Source organism: Streptomyces tauricus (assembly GCF_014650955.1).
In the GTDB taxonomy this organism is placed as follows: domain Bacteria; phylum Actinomycetota; class Actinomycetes; order Streptomycetales; family Streptomycetaceae; genus Streptomyces; species Streptomyces tauricus.
Map to the genome: position 1 here is coordinate 249,087 of NZ_BMVY01000006.1, position 18,028 is coordinate 267,114.

Consider the following 18,028-nt stretch of genomic DNA (forward strand, 5'->3'; position numbering starts at 1 on the left):
GCGCCAGGCAGGCCCACGGGGCCGGGCGAGCGGGCGCGGACCGAATGCGCTCCAGGGCGCGGGGCCCGGAGGCGCCCCGGGGTGCGGGCCGGGGAGCCTTCGGGCCGTCAGGTCTTGGGCGCGACCGGTACCGGACCGCGCTGCGGGTCCAGGCGGTGGGTCCGCGCCTGCTGTGACAGTTTCGTCAGGTAGGCGAAGAAGGTGTTCTTGCTGGTGTGCCCCTTGATGCGCAGATAGACGAGAAGGTCGAGCAGGATCGTGTCGTAGTGGGTGTGCGAGGAAGAGAGGCCGTACTCGATGCGCCCGTTGATGTGAGCGCGCAACGCCGGGTCCAGCGTGGGGTCGGCTTCGGCGCAGTCCTGGATCTTCGTCAGGTTGGCGGACGCCGTCCCGCACTGCTTCTCGAAGTCCTTGCCGGCCGAGGAGGTGTAGTGGAAGTTGAACGACCGCCAGTGCTTCCTCTCGGCCGGGTCGGGGTGCGGCTCGTAGAGGTTGTCCACGCTCACATGCATGATCTCGTGCAGGATGCAGGCGGTGCGGAACGGCGCGTCCTCCGTGTTGGGGTCCTCCGGCGAGAAAGCCGGGTCGTAGGTGATTTTGGGGCCCGAGGCGGTCCACGACGCCAGGGCCACCAGTTTGTCGCTCGTCCTGACGAAGCTGATCCCGTCGAGCAGTGCCGCGCATTCGGCCATGAGTTCCGCGAAGTGCGGCTCGTCGGGCGTGTGGTCGGGCAGTGCCGCTCCGCCGGCATCCTGGATCAGAGCGTCCAGAGCCGGACTGCGCATGGGTTCCGTGTGAGTGCTCATGTGGCCCTTTCTCTAGTCGTGTGTCCAGTTCCGCCCCCCCCCGCAGGCCGCATGGTGCTCCTGGGTGATGTGTCCGGCAATGCCTGGAACACTCCTCAATAGGCACTTCTGTGTTGCCTGACCCATGAGGTCGCGACAACCCATGGCATGAACCCACGTGTGCCGGTCCACGTGTGTCAGTACACGTGGGCGATCCCGCGTGGCAGGCCCCCGCTTGTGTGAGCCCCCGCGTGCGCATCCCGTGCGCACGTATCAATCAATGCAAGCACGCTTGATTGTTTATCCGGCCGCTGTCATGCTCCAGAACGCACCGCACACCGTCGTGCCCCGAGGGGAGCGCCATCGTGTCCGACCCGTCGTCCGTGATCGACGATCTGAGCCGGGAGAGCGAGCAACTGGACGCCCTGGTCGGCGAGTTGGCGGAGGAGCGCTGGGCGCTCGCCACCCCGGCCCCCCGATGGACCGTCGCCCACCAGATCGCTCACCTCGCCTGGACCGACCGGTCCGCCCTGCTCGCCGTGACCGACGCCGACGCCTTCGCCGGGGAGGTCGAGAAGGCGCTGGCCTCACCCGACGGCTTCGTGGACGAGGGCGCGGAACAAGGGGCCGCGCTGCCCCCGGACCGGCTGCTCGCCGAGTGGCGCGCCGGACGGCAGGCACTGGAGAAGGCCCTGCGCGCGGCACCCACCGGGACGCGCTTCCCCTGGTACGGGCCGCCCATGTCGGTCGCCTCCATGGCGACGGGCCGTCTCATGGAGACCTGGGCCCACGGCCAGGACATCGCGGACACGTTGCATGTGACGAGGCCACCCACGGACCGCCTCCGGCATGTGGTGCGCATCGGTGTGCGGGCCCGCGACTTCGCGTTCGGGGTACGGGGACTCACCCCGCCCGAGGAGGAGTTCCGCGTCGAGCTCACCTCGCCCTCGGGCGAGTTGTGGTCGTACGGCCCCGAGGGCGCCCGCCAGCGCGTCACCGGCCCCGCGCTCGACTTCTGCCTCCTCGTCACCCAGCGGGCGAACCGCGTCGACCTCGCGGTACGGGCGGAAGGCCTCGACGCCGACCGCTGGCTGGACATCGCCCAGGCCTTCGCGGGCCCGCCCGGTACGGGCCGCGCACCGAAGGGGCCCACGGAATGACCGACGGCCCCACCACCGACGGCCGACCCGTCGGCACGCCCGCCGACGCGACCGGCCCGGCGACCGGCCAAATCACCCGCCCCCTCCGCATAGGCAACGCCTCCGGCTTCTACGGTGACCGTTTCGACGCCATGCGCGAGATGCTCACCGGCGGTCCGCTGGACGTTCTGACCGGTGACTATCTCGCCGAGCTGACCATGCTCATCCTCGGCCGCGACCGCCTCAAGAACCCGGCCGGCGGTTACGCCCGCACCTTCCTGCGCCAACTGGAGGAGTGCCTCGGGCTCGCGCACGAGCGGGGCGTGCGGATCGTGGCCAACGCGGGCGGCCTCAACCCGGCCGGACTCGCCGACGCCGTAAGGGAGTTGGCGGCGCGGCTCGGCATACCGGCGCGGGTGGCCCACGTCGAGGGCGACGACCTCACCGCCCGCCACCCCGGCCCGGGGAACCTCGCCGCGCACGCCTACCTCGGCGGCCACGGCGTCGCCGCCTGTCTGCGCGAGGGCGCGGACATCGTCGTCACCGGCCGGGTCACCGACGCCGCCCTGGTCACCGGGCCCGCGGTCGCCCACTTCGGCTGGGCGCCCGACGCCTACGACCGGCTCGCGGGAGCCGTCGTCGCCGGGCACGTACTGGAGTGCGGCACCCAGGCCACCGGCGGCAACTACGCCTTCTTCGCCGAGCACGACCCGGCCCGGCTGCACCACCCGGGCTTCCCGGTCGCCGAACTCCACGAGGACGGCACAAGCGTCATCACCAAGCACGACGGCACCGGCGGCGTCGTGGACCTCGGCACGGTCACCGCCCAACTCCTGTACGAGACGGCGGGCGCCCGGTACGCGGGACCCGACGTCACCGCCCGCCTCGACTCGGTCCGCCTCACCCAGGAGGGCCCCGACCGGGTAAGGGTCGAAGGAGTGCGCGGAGAGGCGCCGCCACCCACGCTCAAGGTCGGGCTCAACCGGCTCGGCGGCTTCCGCAACGAGGTCGTCTTCGTGCTGACCGGGCTCGACATCGAGGCGAAGGCCGCGTTCGTGCGAGCCCAGCTGGAGACCGCGCTCGCGACCGCCAAGTCCCGGCCCGCCGAGGTCCGCTGGGAACTCGCCCGCACCGACCACCCGGACGCGCCCACCGAGGAGACCGCGAGCGCCCTGCTCCGGCTCGTCGTCCGCGACCCCGACCAGGACGCCGTGGGCCGCACCCTCAGCGGAGCCGCCATCGAACTGGCCCTCGGCAGCTACCCCGGATTCCATGTGTTGGCACCACCGGGGAAGGGCGCCCCCTATGGGGTCTTCGAGGATGTGTACGTCCCCCATGTGGACGTGGACCATGTGGCAGTCCTCTACGACGGGCGTCGGATCCCTGTGTCACCGCCCCACGACACCCTCGTACTCCAGCCTCTCGGGCCCGAGCAGGAACCGCCGCTCCCCGAACCCCTCCCGGCCGGTTCCGCCGTGCGCCGCGCGCCTCTCGGTCTCGTCGCCGGGGCCCGCAGCGGGGACAAGGGCGGCAACGCGAACGTCGGCGTCTGGGCGCGCACGGACGACGCCTGGCGCTGGCTCGCCCACACCCTCACCACCGACCGGTTCCGCGAACTCCTCCCGGAGACAGCCGACTTGACCGTCGTACGCCACACCCTGCCCGACCTGCGCGCCCTGAACTTCGTCGTCGAGGGGATCCTCGGCGAGGGCGTCGCCGCGCAGCACCGCTTCGACCCGCAGGCCAAGGCCCTCGGCGAATGGCTGCGCTCCCGCCACCTCGACATACCGGAGGTACTGCTGTGACGGTCCTGGCGTCCGCGCTCGACACCTCCTCCGCCGAGTACGCGGCCCACCGCGAGACCATGCTCGGCAAGCTCGCCGACCTCGACACCGAGCACGCCAAGGCCCTCGCGGGCGGCGGCGAGAAGTATGTGGCCCGGCACCGCAAACGCGGCAAACTGCTCGCCCGTGAGCGCATCGAGCTGCTCCTCGACCCCGACACGCCGTTCCTCGAACTGTCGCCGCTCGCCGCCTGGGGGAGCGACTACACGGTCGGCGCCTCGCTCGTCACGGGCATCGGTGTCGTCGAGGGCGTCGAGTGCCTGATCACGGCGAACGACCCGACCGTGCGCGGCGGCGCCAGCAACCCCTGGAGCCTGAAGAAGGCACTGCGGGCCAACGACATCGCGTACGCCAACCGGCTGCCGAGCATCAGCCTCGTCGAGTCGGGCGGTGCCGATCTGCCCTCGCAGAAGGAGATCTTCATCCCCGGGGGCGCCATCTTCCGGGACATCACCCGGCTCTCGGCGGCCGGTATCCCGACCGTCGCCGTCGTCTTCGGCAACTCCACCGCCGGCGGCGCGTACATCCCCGGCATGTCGGACCACGTGATCATGGTCAAGGAGCGCGCGAAGGTCTTCCTCGGCGGCCCGCCGCTGGTGAAGATGGCCACCGGCGAGGAGAGCGACGACGAGTCCCTGGGCGGCGCCGAGATGCACGCGCGCGTGTCGGGTCTCGCCGACTACTTCGCCGTCGACGAGCGGGACGCCCTGCGGCAGGCGCGGCGCGTCGTCGCCCGCCTCAACCACCGCAAGGCGTACGCCGATCCGGCACCGGCCGAGCCGCCCAAGTACGACCCGGAGGAGTTGCTGGGCATCGTCCCCGGCGACCTCAAGCACCCCTTCGACCCGCGCGAGGTCATCGCGCGGATCGTCGACGGCTCCGACTTCGACGAGTTCAAGCCGCTGTACGGGACGAGCCTGACGACCGGCTGGGCGAGCCTGCACGGCTATCCCGTCGGCATCCTCGCCAACGCGCGCGGCGTGCTCTTCAGCGAGGAGTCGCAGAAGGCCGCCCAGTTCATCCAGCTGGCCAACCAGCGCGACATCCCGCTGCTCTTCCTGCACAACACCACCGGCTACATGGTCGGCAAGGAGTACGAGCAGGGCGGCATCATCAAGCACGGCGCGATGATGATCAACGCGGTGAGCAACAGCCGCGTCCCGCACCTGTCCGTCCTCATGGGCGCCTCCTACGGAGCGGGCCATTACGGCATGTGCGGCCGCGCGTACGACCCGCGCTTCCTCTTCGCCTGGCCCAGCGCCAAGTCCGCCGTCATGGGCCCGCAGCAGCTCGCCGGCGTCCTGTCGATCGTCGCCCGCCAGTCCGCCGCCGCGAAGGGCCAGCCGTACGACGACGACGCCGACGCGGCCCTGCGCGCCATGGTGGAGCAGCAGATCGAGTCCGAGTCCCTGCCGATGTTCCTGTCCGGGCGGCTGTACGACGACGGCGTCATCGACCCGCGCGACACCCGGACCGTCCTCGGCCTGTGCCTGTCCGCGATCCACACGGCCCCCTACGAAGGCGCACGCGGCGGCTTCGGCGTCTTCCGGATGTGATGGGCGTGACGGGCATGACGGGCGTGACAGACGTGACAGGCATGACGGGCGTGACTGATGTGAGAGGTCCCATGATTTCGAGTCTGCTGGTCGCCAACCGCGGCGAGATCGCCTGCCGCGTCTTCCGCACCTGCCACGAGCTGGGCATCCGTACCGTCGCCGTGTACTCGGACGCCGACGCGAACGCCCTCCACGCGCGCGTGGCCGACACCGCCGTACGCCTGCCGGGCACCTCGCCCGCCGACACGTATCTGCGCGGCGAGCTGATCGTGCAGGCGGCCGTCGCGGCGGGCGCCGACGCCGTCCACCCCGGATACGGCTTCCTCTCCGAGAACGCCGACTTCGCGCGGGCCGTCCTCGACGCGGGCCTCGTCTGGGTCGGTCCGTCCCCCGAGGCGATCGAGGCGATGGCCTCCAAGACCCGCGCCAAGGAGCTGATGGCGGCCGCCGGGGTACCGCTGCTCGCGCCCCTGGACCCGGACGCCGTGACCGGGAAGGACCTGCCGGTCCTGGTGAAGGCGTCGGCGGGCGGCGGCGGACGCGGTATGCGAGTCGTCCGCGAACTCGCCGACCTCGCAAGCGCGTTGAGGGCCGCCTCGGCCGAGGCCGAGAGCGCCTTCGGGGACGGCACGGTCTTCGTCGAGCCGTACGTCGAGCACGCGCGGCACGTCGAGGTGCAGATCGTCGCCGACGGCCACGGCACCGTCTGGGCCCTCGGTACCCGCGACTGCTCCCTCCAGCGCCGCCACCAGAAGGTCATCGAGGAGGCCCCCGCGCCGGGCCTCGGCGCCGAGGCGGAGCAGCGCCTGCTCTCCGCGGCGACGGCAGCCGCCCGGACGATCGCCTACACGGGCGCCGGCACGGTGGAGTTCCTGGTGTCCAAGGACGGCGACTCCGTGGACCGTGTCCACTTCCTGGAGATGAACACCCGCCTCCAGGTCGAACACCCGGTCACGGAGGCCGTGTTCGGCACGGACCTGGTCGCCCTGCAACTGCGCGTCGCCGAGGGCGGCACCCTGGACGGCGACCCGCCGGCCCCGTCCGGCCACGCGATCGAGGCCCGCCTCTACGCCGAGGACCCCTCCCAGGACTGGGCCCCGCAGACCGGCACCCTGCACCGGCTGTCCGTACCCGGCGTCCGCCTGGACACCGGCTACGGCGACGGCGACACGATCGGCGTCCACTACGACGCCATGCTCGCCAAGGCCGTCGCCCACGCGCCCACGCGCGCGGAGGCGATCCGCAGACTCGCCGGAGCCCTGGAGCGGGCGACCGTCCACGGCCCGGTCACCAACCGCGACCTCCTCGTACGCTCCCTGCGCCACGAGGAGTTCACGGCGGCCCGGATGAACACGGCCTTCTACGAGCACCACCTCGCCGACCTCACGAAGGCGGCTCCGGACCCGTACGCGCCGCTGGCCGCCGCACTCGCCGACGCGCACGGCCGCTCCCGGTTCGGCGGCGGCTGGCGGAACCTGCCCTCGCAGCCGCAGAGCAGGCGCTACCTCGTGGCGGGCGAGGAGCACGAGGTCCACTACCGGCACACCCGGCAGGGCCCGGCCGCCGACGGCGTCCACGGCGTCCACGTGGTGCAGACGGGTCCGGACCTCGTCGTACTCGAAATCGCGGGCGTACGCAGGAAGTTCGCGGTGTCCCGGTACGGCGACCGGGTGCACGTGAACGACACCACGCTCACGGCCCTGCCCCGCTTCCCGGCGCCCGAGCCCGACCACGCCCCCGGCTCACTCCTGGCCCCCATGCCCGGCACGGTGGTCCGCCTGGCGGAAGGCCTCAGCGCGGGAACCCCCGTCCGAACCGGCGAACCGCTCATCTGGCTGGAGGCGATGAAGATGGAACACAAAATCACAGCCCCAACAACCGGCACACTCTCCGCCCTACACGTAACCCCAGGCCAACAGGTAGAGCCAGGCACCCTGCTGGCGGTGGTAACCCCCACCTAGGGACGCGGGGAACGGCGCAGTCCTTTCGCTTTCAGGGGCGCGGGGAACGGCGCAACAAACCGCAAAGAACCCGCCCCCTCCACACGACACAACCCCCTCCCCAGAGGAGCCCAATGGCACAGGTCCTGGAAACAGAAGAGCACAAAGCCCTCCGCGCAGCGGTATCCGCCCTGGGCAACCGCTACGGCCACCCCTACCTGGCCAAGGTCATCGCGGAGAAAAGCCACCCCACAGAACTCTGGGCGGAAGCCGCCAAGCTCGGCTACCTAGGGGTGAACCTTCCGGAGGAATACGGCGGCGGAGGCGGCGGCATAGCCGAACTCTCCATAGTCCTCGAAGAACTCGGCGCCGCAGGCTGCCCCCTCCTCATGATGGTCGTCTCCCCGGCCATCTGCGGCACGGTGATCGCCCGCTTCGGTACAGAAGAGCAGAAACAGGAGTGGCTCCCGGCCCTCGCCGACGGCACCCGCACCATGGCCTTCGGCATCACCGAGCCCGACGCCGGCTCCAACAGCCACCGCATCACCACCACCGCCCGCCGCGCGGAAGGCGGCACGGACTGGATCCTCTCCGGCCGCAAGGTCTTCATCTCCGGCGTCGACATCGCCGACGCCACCCTCATCGTCGGCCGCACGGCGGACGCCCGAACGGGCAAGCTCAAGCCCTGTCTGTTCATCGTCCCCCGCGACGCCCCCGGGTTCGGGCGACGGCAGATCGACATGGAACTGCACGGCGCGGAGAAGCAGTTCGAGCTGACCCTGGACGACGTACGGCTGCCCGCCGACGCGCTCGTCGGCGACGAGGACGCGGGCCTGCTCCAGCTCTTCGCGGGCCTCAACCCCGAGCGCATCATGACCGCCGCCTTCGCGATCGGCATGGGCCGCTACGCGCTGTCCAAGGCCCTCGTCTACGCTCGCGAGCGCACCGTCTGGCGGGAGCCCATCGGCGCCCACCAGGCCATCGCGCACCCCCTCGCACAGGCCCACATCGACCTCGAACTGGCCCGCCTGATGATGCAGAAGGCGGCCCACCTGTACGACGCCGGGGACGACGTCGGCGCCGGGGAGGCCGCCAACATGGCCAAGTACGCCGCGGCCGAAGCCTGTGTGAAGGCCGTCGACCAGTCGGTGCACACGCTCGGCGGCAACGGCCTGACCGGCGAGTTCGGCCTCGCGTCACTCATCACCGCGTCCCGGGTGGCCCGTATCGCACCCGTCAGCCGGGAAATGATCCTCAACTACGTCTCGCACCAGACCCTGGGCCTGCCCAAGTCCTACTAGGCACTATCTCCCTGACGACTCCCGGCTCCCGGAAAGGGCCCGCCATGGTGTTCCGCAGCGAGTACGAAGACGTTCCCGCCGTCGAAGAACCCATCCACGAGGCGGTGCTGGGCCGCGCCGCCTCCCGGGGCGACGCACCCGCGCTGATCGACGGCGTGAACGGCATGACGCTCACCTACGCCCAACTCGACACGTTCCACCGCCGGATCGCCGCCGCGCTCGCCGAACTCGGTGTCCGCAAGGGTGACGTACTGGCCCTGCACAGCCCCAACACCGTCGCCTTCCCCACCGCGTTCTACGCCGCCACGCGCGCGGGGGCGTCGGTCACCACCGTGCACCCCCTCGCCACGCCCGAGGAGTTCGCGAAACAGCTGCGGGACTGCGCCGCCCAGTGGATCGTCACCGTGTCGCCGCTCCTGGAGACGGCCCGCGCGGCGGCCGAACTCGCCGGCGGGATACGGGAGATCCTCGTCTGCGACCAGGCACCCGGACACCGCTCGCTGCTCGACATGCTGGGCTCAACCGCCCCCGAGCCGCAGATCGACATCGACCCGGTGACGGACGTGGCGGCCCTCCCGTACTCCTCCGGGACGACCGGCACCCCCAAGGGTGTGATGCTCACCCACCGGAACATCGCCACCAACCTCGCGCAGCTGACGCCCACCATGCCGATGGGCCCCGGCGACCGCATCCTCGCCGTGCTGCCGTTCTTCCACATCTACGGGCTGACAGCCCTCATGAACGCACCGCTGAGGCAGGGCGCCACCGTCGTCGTACTGCCGCGCTTCGACCTCGACACGTTCCTCGCGGCCATCGAGAAACACCGCATCACCGGCCTCTATGTGGCCCCGCCGATCGTCCTCGCCCTCGCCAAGCACCCGGCCGTCGAGGGCTACGACCTGTCGTCCCTGAAGTACGTCATCAGCGCGGCGGCACCTCTGGACGCCGAACTCGCCGAAGCGTGCTCGCGGCGCCTCGGACTGCCGCCGGTCGGCCAGGCGTACGGCATGACGGAACTCTCGCCCGGCACCCATGTCGTCCCTCTGGATGAGACGGACCCGCCCCCCGGAAGCGTCGGAAAACTCATCGCCGGCACGGAGATGCGCATCGTCTCCCTCGACGACCCCGGGAAGGACCTCGGCGTCGGCGAACGCGGCGAGATCGTCATCCGCGGCCCCCAGGTCATGAAGGGCTATCTGGGACGCCCCGTCGAGACGGCCGCGATGATCGACGACGACGGCTGGCTCTCCACCGGCGACGTCGGCCACGTCGACGCGAACGGCTGGCTGTACGTCGTCGACCGGGTCAAGGAACTCATCAAGTACAAGGGCTTCCAGGTGGCCCCCGCCGAACTCGAAGCCCTCCTGCTGACCCATCCCGGCATCGCCGACGCCGCCGTCATCGGGGTGTACGACACCGACAACAACGAGAGGCCGCACGCGTACGTGGTGCGACAGCCGGCCCCGCCCGACACGACCGGAACCCCGCTCACCGAGACCGACGTCATGGAGTACGTCGCCGAGCGCGTCGCCCCGTACAAGAAGGTCCGGCACGTCACCTTCCTCGACGCGGTGCCCAGGGCGGCCTCCGGAAAGATCCTGCGACGCGAACTGCGCGCACCGAGGGAACCCGGGGAGCGCGCATGACCACGGTGCGGCGGTCGTACGAGCGCGGGATCACCACCCTCGCGCTCGACGCGCCCGAGCGGCGCAACGCCCTCTCCGCCGGGCTGGTGGCGGACCTGGCGGACGCGCTCACGGACGCGGGCAAGGACGGAGACGTACGCGCCGTCGTCCTCACCCACACCGGCAACACCTTCAGCGCCGGCGCCGACCTGAGCGATCCGCCGCACCCGGACGTCCTGGTCGCGCTGCTGCGGCAGATCGTCGAACTGCCCAAGCCCGTCGTCGCCCGCGTCACCGGCCACGTCCGCGCGGGCGGCCTCGGGCTGCTCGGCGCCTGCGACATCGCGGCGGCCTCCCAGGAGGCCACCTTCGCCTTCACGGAGGTACGCATCGGAGTCGCCCCCGCCGTGATCTCGATGCCCCTCCTGCCACGCCTCGACCCGCGCGCGGTGGCCCGCTACTACCTCACCGGCGAGAAGTTCGACGCGGCCGAGGCCGCCCGCATCGGCCTCGTCACCGTCGCGGCAGCGGCGGGGGAGGACGCCGACGACGTACTCGCACCCGTACTCGACGGACTGCGCCGGGCCTCCCCCCAGGGGCTGGCCGAAACGAAGCGGCTGCTCACGGCTAAGGTGCTGGACACCTTCGACCGGGACGCGGCCGGCCTGACCGCGCTCTCGGCCCGGCTGTTCTCCTCCGCGCAGGCCCGCGAGGGAATGACGGCCTTCCTCGAACGACGGGATCCCTCATGGGTGTGGTGAACGGCACGGCGCAGGCGCCGGTGGAGCGCGTCCCCAAACAGGACCGCAGCCGCGCCACCCGGCAGCGCCTCCTCGAAGCGGCGGTCGCCTGCCTCGCCGAACGCGGCTGGGCGGGCTCCACGGTCTCCGTCGTCGCCGAACACGCCGGGGTGTCGCGCGGCGCGGCCCAGCACCACTTCCCGACCCGTGAGGACCTCTTCACGGCGGCCGTCGAGTACGTCGCCGAGGAACGCTCCACCGCCCTGCGCGCTCTCTTCCCCGAGGGCGCCACGGACCGCCGCGCCGTCGTCGCCGCCCTGGTCGACCTCTACACGGGCCCCCTGTTCCGAGCGGCCCTCCACCTGTGGGTCGCCGCGTCGAACGAGGCCCAGCTGCGCACCCGCGTCACCGAACTGGAGGGCCGCGTCGGCCGCGAGACCCACCGCATAGCCGTGGAACTCCTCAACGCCGACGAGAGCCGCCCCGGCGTACGCGAAACGGTCCAGGGCTTCCTGGACATGTCCCGAGGCCTGGGCCTGGCCAACCTCCTCACGGACGACACCCCCCGCCGAACCGGAGTGGTCACCCAGTGGTCCCACATCCTGGACACAGCCCTGGGCCCATAAGGGGCGCGGGGAACGGCGCAGCCTGTGGCCTTTGCCCTTAGGGGCGCGGGGAACGGCGCAGTCTTTGGCCTTTGCCTTTAGGGGCGCGGGGAACGGCGCAATCTTTTGTCTTGAGGGGGTCAGAGGGGCACAGCCCCTCAGGGACTCAACCGCTCAACCCGCCAAGACCCGTCAGCCAGCGCCGCGTACCGCAACCGGTCATGCAACCGATTCTCCCGCCCCTGCCAGAACTCCACCGCCCGGGGCGACACCCGAAACCCACCCCAGTCCGGCGGCACAGGCACCTGCGCCCCCTCGGGATACCGCGCGACCAACTCCGCGTACGCCACGTCCAGCTCGTCCCGCGAGCCGACCACCGAGGACTGCGCACTGGCCCAGGCCCCCAGCTGCGACCCATGAGGCCGCGTACGGAAGTACGCCGCCGTCTCGTCCCGCCCCGTACGCCGCGCGGTCCCGGTCACGACGACCTGGCGCGCCACCGGATGCCACGGGAAGAGCAACGACACGTGCGGGTTCCCGGCCAGCTCGCGCGCCTTGCGGGACTCGTAGTTCGTGAAGAAGACGAAACCCCGCTCGTCGTACTGCTTCAGCAGCACCGTGCGCGAACTGGGCCGCCCCTCGGCGTCCGCCGTGGAGACGACCATCGCGTTCGGCTCGTACAACGCCTCCCGCGCCGCGCCGTGCGCCGCGGCCTGCGCGAACCAGCGCGCGAACTGCTCCATGGGGTGGTCGGCCAGCTCGGTCTCGTCGAGTCCCGCGGCCCGGTACTGCTTGCGCATCGACGCGGGGTCGAGCGGGGGGCCGAGAAGGGGATCACTGTCGGTCACCCGGTCATCCTGCCGTACTCGTCGGCGGGCGTGGGCTTCATCACTGACTGGCACTGAGTGCCGCGTACTCTCCCCAAAGGTGACACCAAGGGATATCGTCCTGCTGCCAAGAGGTTGGGTGACCGCCGACCGCACGGGGCATGACCGGAGTGACGTACGGACCGCGAGTCCACGAGGCGACCGCGTACCCGCACGTTCGCACCCACCACGCACGCCGCAGGACCCACCCCCACACATCGTCCGTCGCACACATCATGAGGAGCCGCCTGATGTCCGACTTCGTACCCGGACTTGAGGGAGTCGTCGCTTTCGAGACGGAGATCGCCGAACCGGACAAGGAGGGCGGCGCCCTGCGGTACCGGGGCGTCGACATCGAGGATCTGGTCGGCCACGTCTCCTTCGGCAACGTCTGGGGGCTGCTCGTGGACGGAGCGTTCAACCCCGGCCTGCCGCCCGCCGAGCCGTTCCCGATCCCCGTCCACTCCGGCGACATCCGCGTGGACGTCCAGTCCGCGCTCGCCATGCTCGCCCCCGTCTGGGGCCTCAAACCGCTCCTCGACATCGACGAGAAGCAGGCCCGCGCGGACCTCGCCCGCGCCGCCGTCATGGCTCTCAGCTACGTCGCCCAGTCCGCCCGCGGCCAGGGCCTGCCGATGGTCCCGCAGCGCGAGATCGACAAGGCGCAGTCCGTCGTCGAACGCTTCATGATCCGCTGGCGCGGCGAGCCCGACCCCAAGCACGTGGCGGCGGTTGACGCCTACTGGACCAGCGCCGCCGAGCACGGCATGAACGCGTCCACGTTCACCGCCCGCGTCATCGCCTCCACCGGCGCGGACGTCTCGGCGGCCCTCTCCGGAGCCGTCGGCGCCATGTCCGGCCCGCTGCACGGCGGCGCCCCCTCGCGCGTCCTCGGCATGATCGAGGAGATCGAACGCACGGGTGACGCCGAGGCGTTCGTCAAGCAGGCCCTCGACAAGGGGGAGCGCCTGATGGGCTTCGGCCACCGGGTGTACCGCGCCGAGGACCCCCGCGCGCGCGTGCTCCGCCGCACCGCCCGGGAACTGGGCGCCCCCCGCTTCGAGATCGCCGAGGCCCTGGAGAAGGCGGCCCTCGCCGAACTGCACGCCCGGCGCCCCGACCGCGTCCTGGCGACGAACGTCGAGTTCTGGGCCGCCATCGTCCTGGACTTCGCGGAGGTCCCGGCCCACATGTTCACCTCGATGTTCACGTGTGCCCGTACCGCCGGCTGGTCCGCGCACATCCTGGAGCAGAAGCGCACCGGCCGCCTCGTACGGCCCTCCGCGCGCTACATCGGTCCCGGCACCCGCAACCCGGCCGAGATCGAGGGCTACGGAGACATCGCCCACTGATTTCGCACGTGTACGCGGCACATGTGGCGACGCTCTCCCCGCGTTACGGGGCTATGGGGCGCCGCCACACGTGTGTGACAGCGGGGCCACGGCGGGGCCCTTACGGGGTGCTGGACCGAGCTCTAGTTGGTCCCGGCGGCGAGTTCGCTGAAGAGCTTGTTCGCCGCGTCCGAGGCGAACTGTCGTCGCAGTTCGGCCCGGGCCACCTGCTTGCGGAACTCTCCCTCGTAACCGGTGAAACCGGCGTTGTGCATCGTGTCGGTGATCCAGGTGGCGAACGCCTGGTAGTTCCAGATGTGGGGCAGACAGGTCTCCGAGTAGCTGTCGAGGAGACCGGAATCGCCCTCCTGGACGTGCCGGATGACGGCGCGGGCGAAGACCTCCGTGTCGTGGAGGGCGAGGTGGATGCCCTTGGCGCTCATCGGCGGGACGATGTGCGCCGCGTCCCCGAGGAGGTAGAGGCTGCCGTAGCTCATGGGGTCGAACACCACCCCGCGCAGCGGCACGATCCGCTTGTCGACGATCTCGCCACCCGTCACGGGTGTGCCGAAACGGGCTCCCAGCTCGCTCCAGACGCGTTCGTCGGGCCACTGCTCGACGGTGTCGTCGACCCGGCACTGGAGGTAGACGCGGCTGGCGTGCGGGCCCCGCGGGATCATGCCGGCCAGACCGAGCGAATGGATCGCCATGCCGGACGGGTTCGCCGGTACCGCGGCCAGGACGCTGAGCCAGTTGTACCCGTACTCGTGGGAGTACTCGGTCAGCGCGGAGGCCGGGATCGTACGCCGGCTCACTCCGTGGAAGCCGTCGCAGCCGGCGATGAGGTCGCAGGCGATGGCCCGGGCCGAGCCGTCGGCCCCCTGGTAGCGGACGACGGGACGCTCACCGGTGATGTCCTCCAGGGACACGTCGGCGGCTTCGTGACGGAGGTCCCCGCCGTCGCGCAGGAAGCGGTCCGTGAGGTTGCGGACGAGGACCTGCTGGGGGCAGTAGAGGCTTTCGTCGTGGTCGTCGTCCATCTCGATCGGCATCGCTTCCCCGTCGATGTAGAAGCCGCCCTCACTGTGCGGGATGGGGTCGCCCTCCAGTACCTCTTCGAGGCCCCACGCGCGGAACATGCGCACTCCGAAGGCGTCGATGGTCCCGGCGCGCTGACGCTGTTCGACGTAGGCGCGGGAATGCTTCTCCAGGACGACGCAGCCGATGCCGTTGCGCAGGAGGAAGTTGCCGAGCGTCAGCCCGGCGACCCCGGCGCCGACGATGACGACGGTGGTGTTCTCGGTCGTTCCGGTACGTGTACCGGTGCGTGCTCCAGTCATGGCCCCACTGTGGAAGCGACCCGGGACCGCGAACCACCGGTGATGGGACACCGAATACAGGAAACCCGCCAACCTCGCGGGATGAGGGCGTCTCCGTGCTCGATGCTCAGTGTCTGCGCAGGTCCGCCTGATAGCGGCCGGGGGTCTGGCCGACGACCTCGGTGAAGGCGTCGATGAAGCTGGAGGGGTTGGACCAGCCGCACGCCATCGCGGTGTCGGTGACGGACAGGCCGTCGGTGAGATGGCCGAGGGCGTGATGGATGCGCAGGGTGGTGCGCCAGCGGTGGAAGCTCATACCGAGTTCCGTGTGGAACAGCCGGCTCAGGGTGCGCTCGCTCGCCCCGACCGTGCGCCCCAGACCGGCCAGCGTGGTCGGCCGGGCGGGATCCTCGTGCAGGAGATCGGTGGCCGAGCGCAGCCGGTCGTCCCTGGGTTCGGGCAGGTGCAGGGACTGCTCGGCGGCGTCGGCGAGCTCGTCCACGATCACGGTGAGCAGCCGTCTGTGCGCGCCGGGCCTTCGCTCCGGCCTGTCGGTGAGAGCCAGGAGTGCCTCGCGCAGCAGCGGGCTCACCGCGAAGACGCTGGGGTGGTCGACGAGCGCACCGCACAGGTCGACCGGTACGGCGAGGAGGCGGACGTCGGTCTCGCCGTAGAAGCGATGGGAGTGGGCGAAGCGCGGCGGCGTCCAGGTGACGCGGTTGGCGGGGGCGACCCAGGTCCCGCGCTCCGTCGCGGTGGCGAGCGTGCCGGCGGCGGCGTACACGAGCTGTCCCTGGACATGCGAGTGCGGATCGAGCCGGTACCCGTGTGGAAGCCACGCCGCTCCTTGAAGCGGCGCCTCGTCGCCCGCCACCTCAACAGCGGCAGCCGCGGCCGCAATCGGCCTCGAACTCTGGCGATCTTCCGTCATCGTGTCATCGAAGGCCATTTTACGGAGGGCCCGCCGCCCGTGACCGCCCCGGCAACGCAGACGACCCGCGTGCTCGGGTCCCCTCCGAGGAGGGGGCCGGCCGGACTTACCGGCGAGCACGCGGGTCGGGTGACTGCTGAGATTGGGCCGGCCGCACGCTCGTATCACGCGCTGGTCCGGCACCGCACTGTGTGTGGTGACGGGCCGCTAGCCCGCAGCCACCTCGCTGGTCCGGGTTTCAGACATGTACCCGATCACCTCCTTTCGGCGTGCGACACACACTAGGAAGCGGCGCGGCGTCGCTCAAGTGATTTTCCGGGTCGGCGATTTTCCGGGCGGCGACGCGTTGACGGCATCGCGGGGGGAAGCGATCTTGTGAAGGGTGCCGGGACGGACGAAGTGGCCGTGCACAACGATTTCTTCAATCTTGTGGGAACCAGATGTGGGCTGCGTCACGTTCGAGTTGAATGATTCCTAGTGAGTGATTCGTAGTGAGTGAACAGACGCGCGGGCACACCGCGCAGGACACGCCGACACGGCCTGCAGGGGGTGCCAGGTGAGTGCTTCGCGGCGTAGTGGGACGACGGACGAGCTCGGGCCGGACGAGCCGGAGCGGGACGGGGCCGATCTGCTGGCCGCTCTGCTCGACGGGATGGACGCGGCGCTGTGCGCGTTCGACGCCGACGGAGTGGTGACGCACTGGAACCGGGAGGCCGAGCGGATCCTCGGCTGGACCGCCGCCGAGGCGGTCGGGCGGCACGGGTTCGCCGGCTGGGCCGTGCGGACCGCGGACGCCGAGGAGGTCGAGAGCCGGCTGCTGTCGGCGATGCAGGCCCCGGGGCGGCAGGTCCACGAGTTCGCGCTGCTCACCAAGGAGGGCGGCCGGGTGCTCGTACGGACCCAGTCGGCCGCCGTGCCGGGTCCCGACGGGAAGCCGGCCGGGGTGTACTGCGCCTTCAGCGAGGTGCACGCGCAGATCGATCTGGAGCGGTCGATCGCCCTGAGCGAGGCGTTGTTCGACGACGCCTCCTGGGGTGTCGTCCTCGTCGACGCCGACCTGCGGCCCGCCGTGGTCAACGGACACGCCGCGCGGGCGCTCGGCACGGGACGTACGGCCGTACTGGGCCGTCCCCTGGGCGAGTTGATCGCGCAGGGCGTGGAGGAGCTGGAGAGCGCGCTCACGCACGTTCTCGCGGAGGGTGCGCCGCCGGCGCCCGCCGAGATGTGGGTGACCCTGCGGACCGCGGAGGGGGAGCAGCGCCGTTGCTGGCGCAGCGGGTTCCTGCGGCTCGCCTCGCCGCTCACGGAGGAACCGGTTCCGCTCGGGGTGGGCTGGCTGTTCCAGGATGTGACCGAGGCCAAGCAGACCGAGCAGGAAGCGGCGCTGCTGCGCTTCCGCACCAACCAGTTGCACCGGGCCGCGCGGGCCGCCGCCGAGTGCGAGGACCCCGCGGAGGCGGCGTCCGTCCACCTCGACTTCGCGCTGGCCGGGTTCGCCGACCACGCGCTGATCGACCGGGTGGCCGGGGGGTCCGTGGCGGACGGAGAGGGTCCGGTCCGGCTCGTACGGGGGCCCGCGACGCCCTCCGGAGCGCCGGGCCCGAGCCTGCCCGCTGGCCGCGCCGGGCTGCCGGTCCGGTACTCGGACGGGCATCCGGCGCTGCAGTGCGTCGAGCGGATCGGTTCCGTACGCGCCAGTGCGGGGTCGACCGAGCCCGACCGTACGCGCGACTGGGCCGTGGCCCGGCAGTGGCCCGCCGACTCGGTGCACGCCCTGTGCGTCGTGCTGCGCAGCCGTGGCCGGACGCTGGGTGTCGTCACGTTCCTGCGCGGTGCCAGCCGCACGCAGTTCGAGCGGTTCGACGCGACGTATGCGGAGGATGTCGCCGTCCGGATCGCGGCGGCGCTGGATCTGGCGGCGGTACTGGAACGGCGGGTCTGACGGCGGGGCCCCTCCCGGTCTCCGGGGGCTGCCGACCCCAAGCCCCCAAGTCCCCCGGCCCCCGCATCGCGCTGAACGCGCTCGTCCTCGAACGCCGGACGGGC

Annotated in this window: 14 protein-coding genes; 10 read left to right on the forward strand and 4 right to left on the reverse strand. The window is 71.2% G+C overall.

Annotation, left to right across the window (positions count from 1 at the left end):
* Positions 1-107: 107 nt before the first annotated feature.
* Complete coding sequence (locus IE278_RS13295; RefSeq protein ID WP_189771906.1) at positions 108-806, reverse strand: hypothetical protein; 699 nt, start codon at positions 804-806, stop codon at positions 108-110.
* A 344-nt stretch (positions 807-1,150) separates the two neighbouring features.
* Between IE278_RS13295 and IE278_RS13300 the strand changes: the two genes are divergently transcribed.
* From IE278_RS13300 to IE278_RS13335, 8 genes are all read left to right on the forward strand, one after another.
* Positions 1,151-1,945, forward strand: coding sequence for a TIGR03084 family metal-binding protein (locus IE278_RS13300; RefSeq protein WP_189771907.1), 795 nt, complete (start codon positions 1,151-1,153; stop codon positions 1,943-1,945).
* Between the two features lie 131 nt (positions 1,946-2,076).
* On the forward strand, positions 2,077-3,729 hold the full coding sequence (locus IE278_RS13305) for an acyclic terpene utilization AtuA family protein (RefSeq protein WP_246570301.1): 1,653 nt from the start codon (positions 2,077-2,079) through the stop codon (positions 3,727-3,729).
* A complete protein-coding gene (locus IE278_RS13310; protein ID WP_189771910.1) occupies positions 3,726-5,324 on the forward strand; it encodes an acyl-CoA carboxylase subunit beta in 1,599 nt (532 codons plus the stop codon). Before IE278_RS13305 ends, IE278_RS13310 begins: the two co-directional genes overlap by 4 nt.
* Positions 5,325-5,395: 71 nt before the next feature.
* Positions 5,396-7,285 carry an acetyl/propionyl/methylcrotonyl-CoA carboxylase subunit alpha gene (locus tag IE278_RS13315; protein ID WP_189771911.1) on the forward strand — a complete coding sequence of 630 codons (1,890 nt, stop codon included), beginning with the start codon at positions 5,396-5,398 and terminating at the stop codon, positions 7,283-7,285.
* A gap of 113 nt (positions 7,286-7,398) precedes the next feature.
* On the forward strand, positions 7,399-8,565 hold the full coding sequence (locus IE278_RS13320; protein WP_189771912.1) for an acyl-CoA dehydrogenase family protein: 1,167 nt from the start codon (positions 7,399-7,401) through the stop codon (positions 8,563-8,565).
* Positions 8,566-8,612: 47 nt separating this feature from the next.
* Positions 8,613-10,211, forward strand: a complete 1,599-nt coding sequence (locus IE278_RS13325) for a 4-coumarate--CoA ligase family protein (protein WP_189772060.1) — start codon at positions 8,613-8,615, stop codon at positions 10,209-10,211.
* Entirely contained in the window at positions 10,208-10,951 is a 744-nt protein-coding gene (locus tag IE278_RS13330; protein ID WP_189771913.1) for an enoyl-CoA hydratase family protein, read from the forward strand. Before IE278_RS13325 ends, IE278_RS13330 begins: the two co-directional genes overlap by 4 nt.
* Positions 10,939-11,556, forward strand: coding sequence for a TetR/AcrR family transcriptional regulator (locus IE278_RS13335; protein ID WP_189771914.1), 618 nt, complete (start codon positions 10,939-10,941; stop codon positions 11,554-11,556). Before IE278_RS13330 ends, IE278_RS13335 begins: the two co-directional genes overlap by 13 nt.
* A 137-nt stretch (positions 11,557-11,693) precedes the next feature.
* On the opposite strand, the gene pdxH is transcribed toward IE278_RS13335, so the two are convergent.
* Positions 11,694-12,335 (reverse strand): pyridoxamine 5'-phosphate oxidase, encoded by a 642-nt coding sequence (pdxH, locus tag IE278_RS13340; RefSeq protein ID WP_373311987.1) that lies wholly within the window; start codon positions 12,333-12,335, stop codon positions 11,694-11,696.
* 317 nt (positions 12,336-12,652) lie between these two features.
* Between pdxH and IE278_RS13345 the strand changes: the two genes are divergently transcribed.
* The gene (locus IE278_RS13345; RefSeq protein ID WP_189771916.1) at positions 12,653-13,753 is read left to right on the forward strand and encodes a citrate synthase 2; all 1,101 of its coding nucleotides are present in this window, start codon (positions 12,653-12,655) and stop codon (positions 13,751-13,753) included.
* Between the two features lie 122 nt (positions 13,754-13,875).
* On the opposite strand, the gene IE278_RS13350 is transcribed toward IE278_RS13345, so the two are convergent.
* The gene (locus IE278_RS13350) at positions 13,876-15,072 is read right to left on the reverse strand and encodes a 4-hydroxybenzoate 3-monooxygenase (RefSeq protein ID WP_189771917.1); all 1,197 of its coding nucleotides are present in this window, start codon (positions 15,070-15,072) and stop codon (positions 13,876-13,878) included.
* 106 nt (positions 15,073-15,178) lie between these two features.
* Complete coding sequence (locus IE278_RS13355) at positions 15,179-15,982, reverse strand: helix-turn-helix domain-containing protein (RefSeq protein ID WP_189771919.1); 804 nt, start codon at positions 15,980-15,982, stop codon at positions 15,179-15,181.
* A 556-nt stretch (positions 15,983-16,538) separates the two neighbouring features.
* Between IE278_RS13355 and IE278_RS13360 the strand changes: the two genes are divergently transcribed.
* The gene (locus tag IE278_RS13360) at positions 16,539-17,924 is read left to right on the forward strand and encodes a PAS domain-containing protein (protein ID WP_189771921.1); all 1,386 of its coding nucleotides are present in this window, start codon (positions 16,539-16,541) and stop codon (positions 17,922-17,924) included.
* Positions 17,925-18,028: the final 104 nt, after the last annotated feature.

Bases quoted from the DNA above. Each gene is read 5' to 3' on its own strand.
- IE278_RS13295 (WP_189771906.1), bottom strand. From the start codon at position 806: ATGAGCACTCACACGGAACCCATGCGCAGTCCGGCTCTGGACGCTCTG.
- IE278_RS13305 (WP_246570301.1), top strand. From the start codon at position 2,077: ATGCGCGAGATGCTCACCGGCGGTCCGCTGGACGTTCTGACCGGTGAC.
- IE278_RS13315 (WP_189771911.1), top strand. From the start codon at position 5,396: ATGATTTCGAGTCTGCTGGTCGCCAACCGCGGCGAGATCGCCTGCCGC.
- IE278_RS13320 (WP_189771912.1), top strand. From the start codon at position 7,399: ATGGCACAGGTCCTGGAAACAGAAGAGCACAAAGCCCTCCGCGCAGCG.
- IE278_RS13330 (WP_189771913.1), top strand. From the start codon at position 10,208: ATGACCACGGTGCGGCGGTCGTACGAGCGCGGGATCACCACCCTCGCG.
- IE278_RS13335 (WP_189771914.1), top strand. From the start codon at position 10,939: ATGGGTGTGGTGAACGGCACGGCGCAGGCGCCGGTGGAGCGCGTCCCC.
- pdxH (WP_373311987.1), bottom strand. From the start codon at position 12,335: ATGCGCAAGCAGTACCGGGCCGCGGGACTCGACGAGACCGAGCTGGCC.
- IE278_RS13345 (WP_189771916.1), top strand. From the start codon at position 12,653: ATGTCCGACTTCGTACCCGGACTTGAGGGAGTCGTCGCTTTCGAGACG.
- IE278_RS13350 (WP_189771917.1), bottom strand. From the start codon at position 15,072: ATGACTGGAGCACGCACCGGTACACGTACCGGAACGACCGAGAACACC.
- IE278_RS13355 (WP_189771919.1), bottom strand. From the start codon at position 15,982: ATGACGGAAGATCGCCAGAGTTCGAGGCCGATTGCGGCCGCGGCTGCC.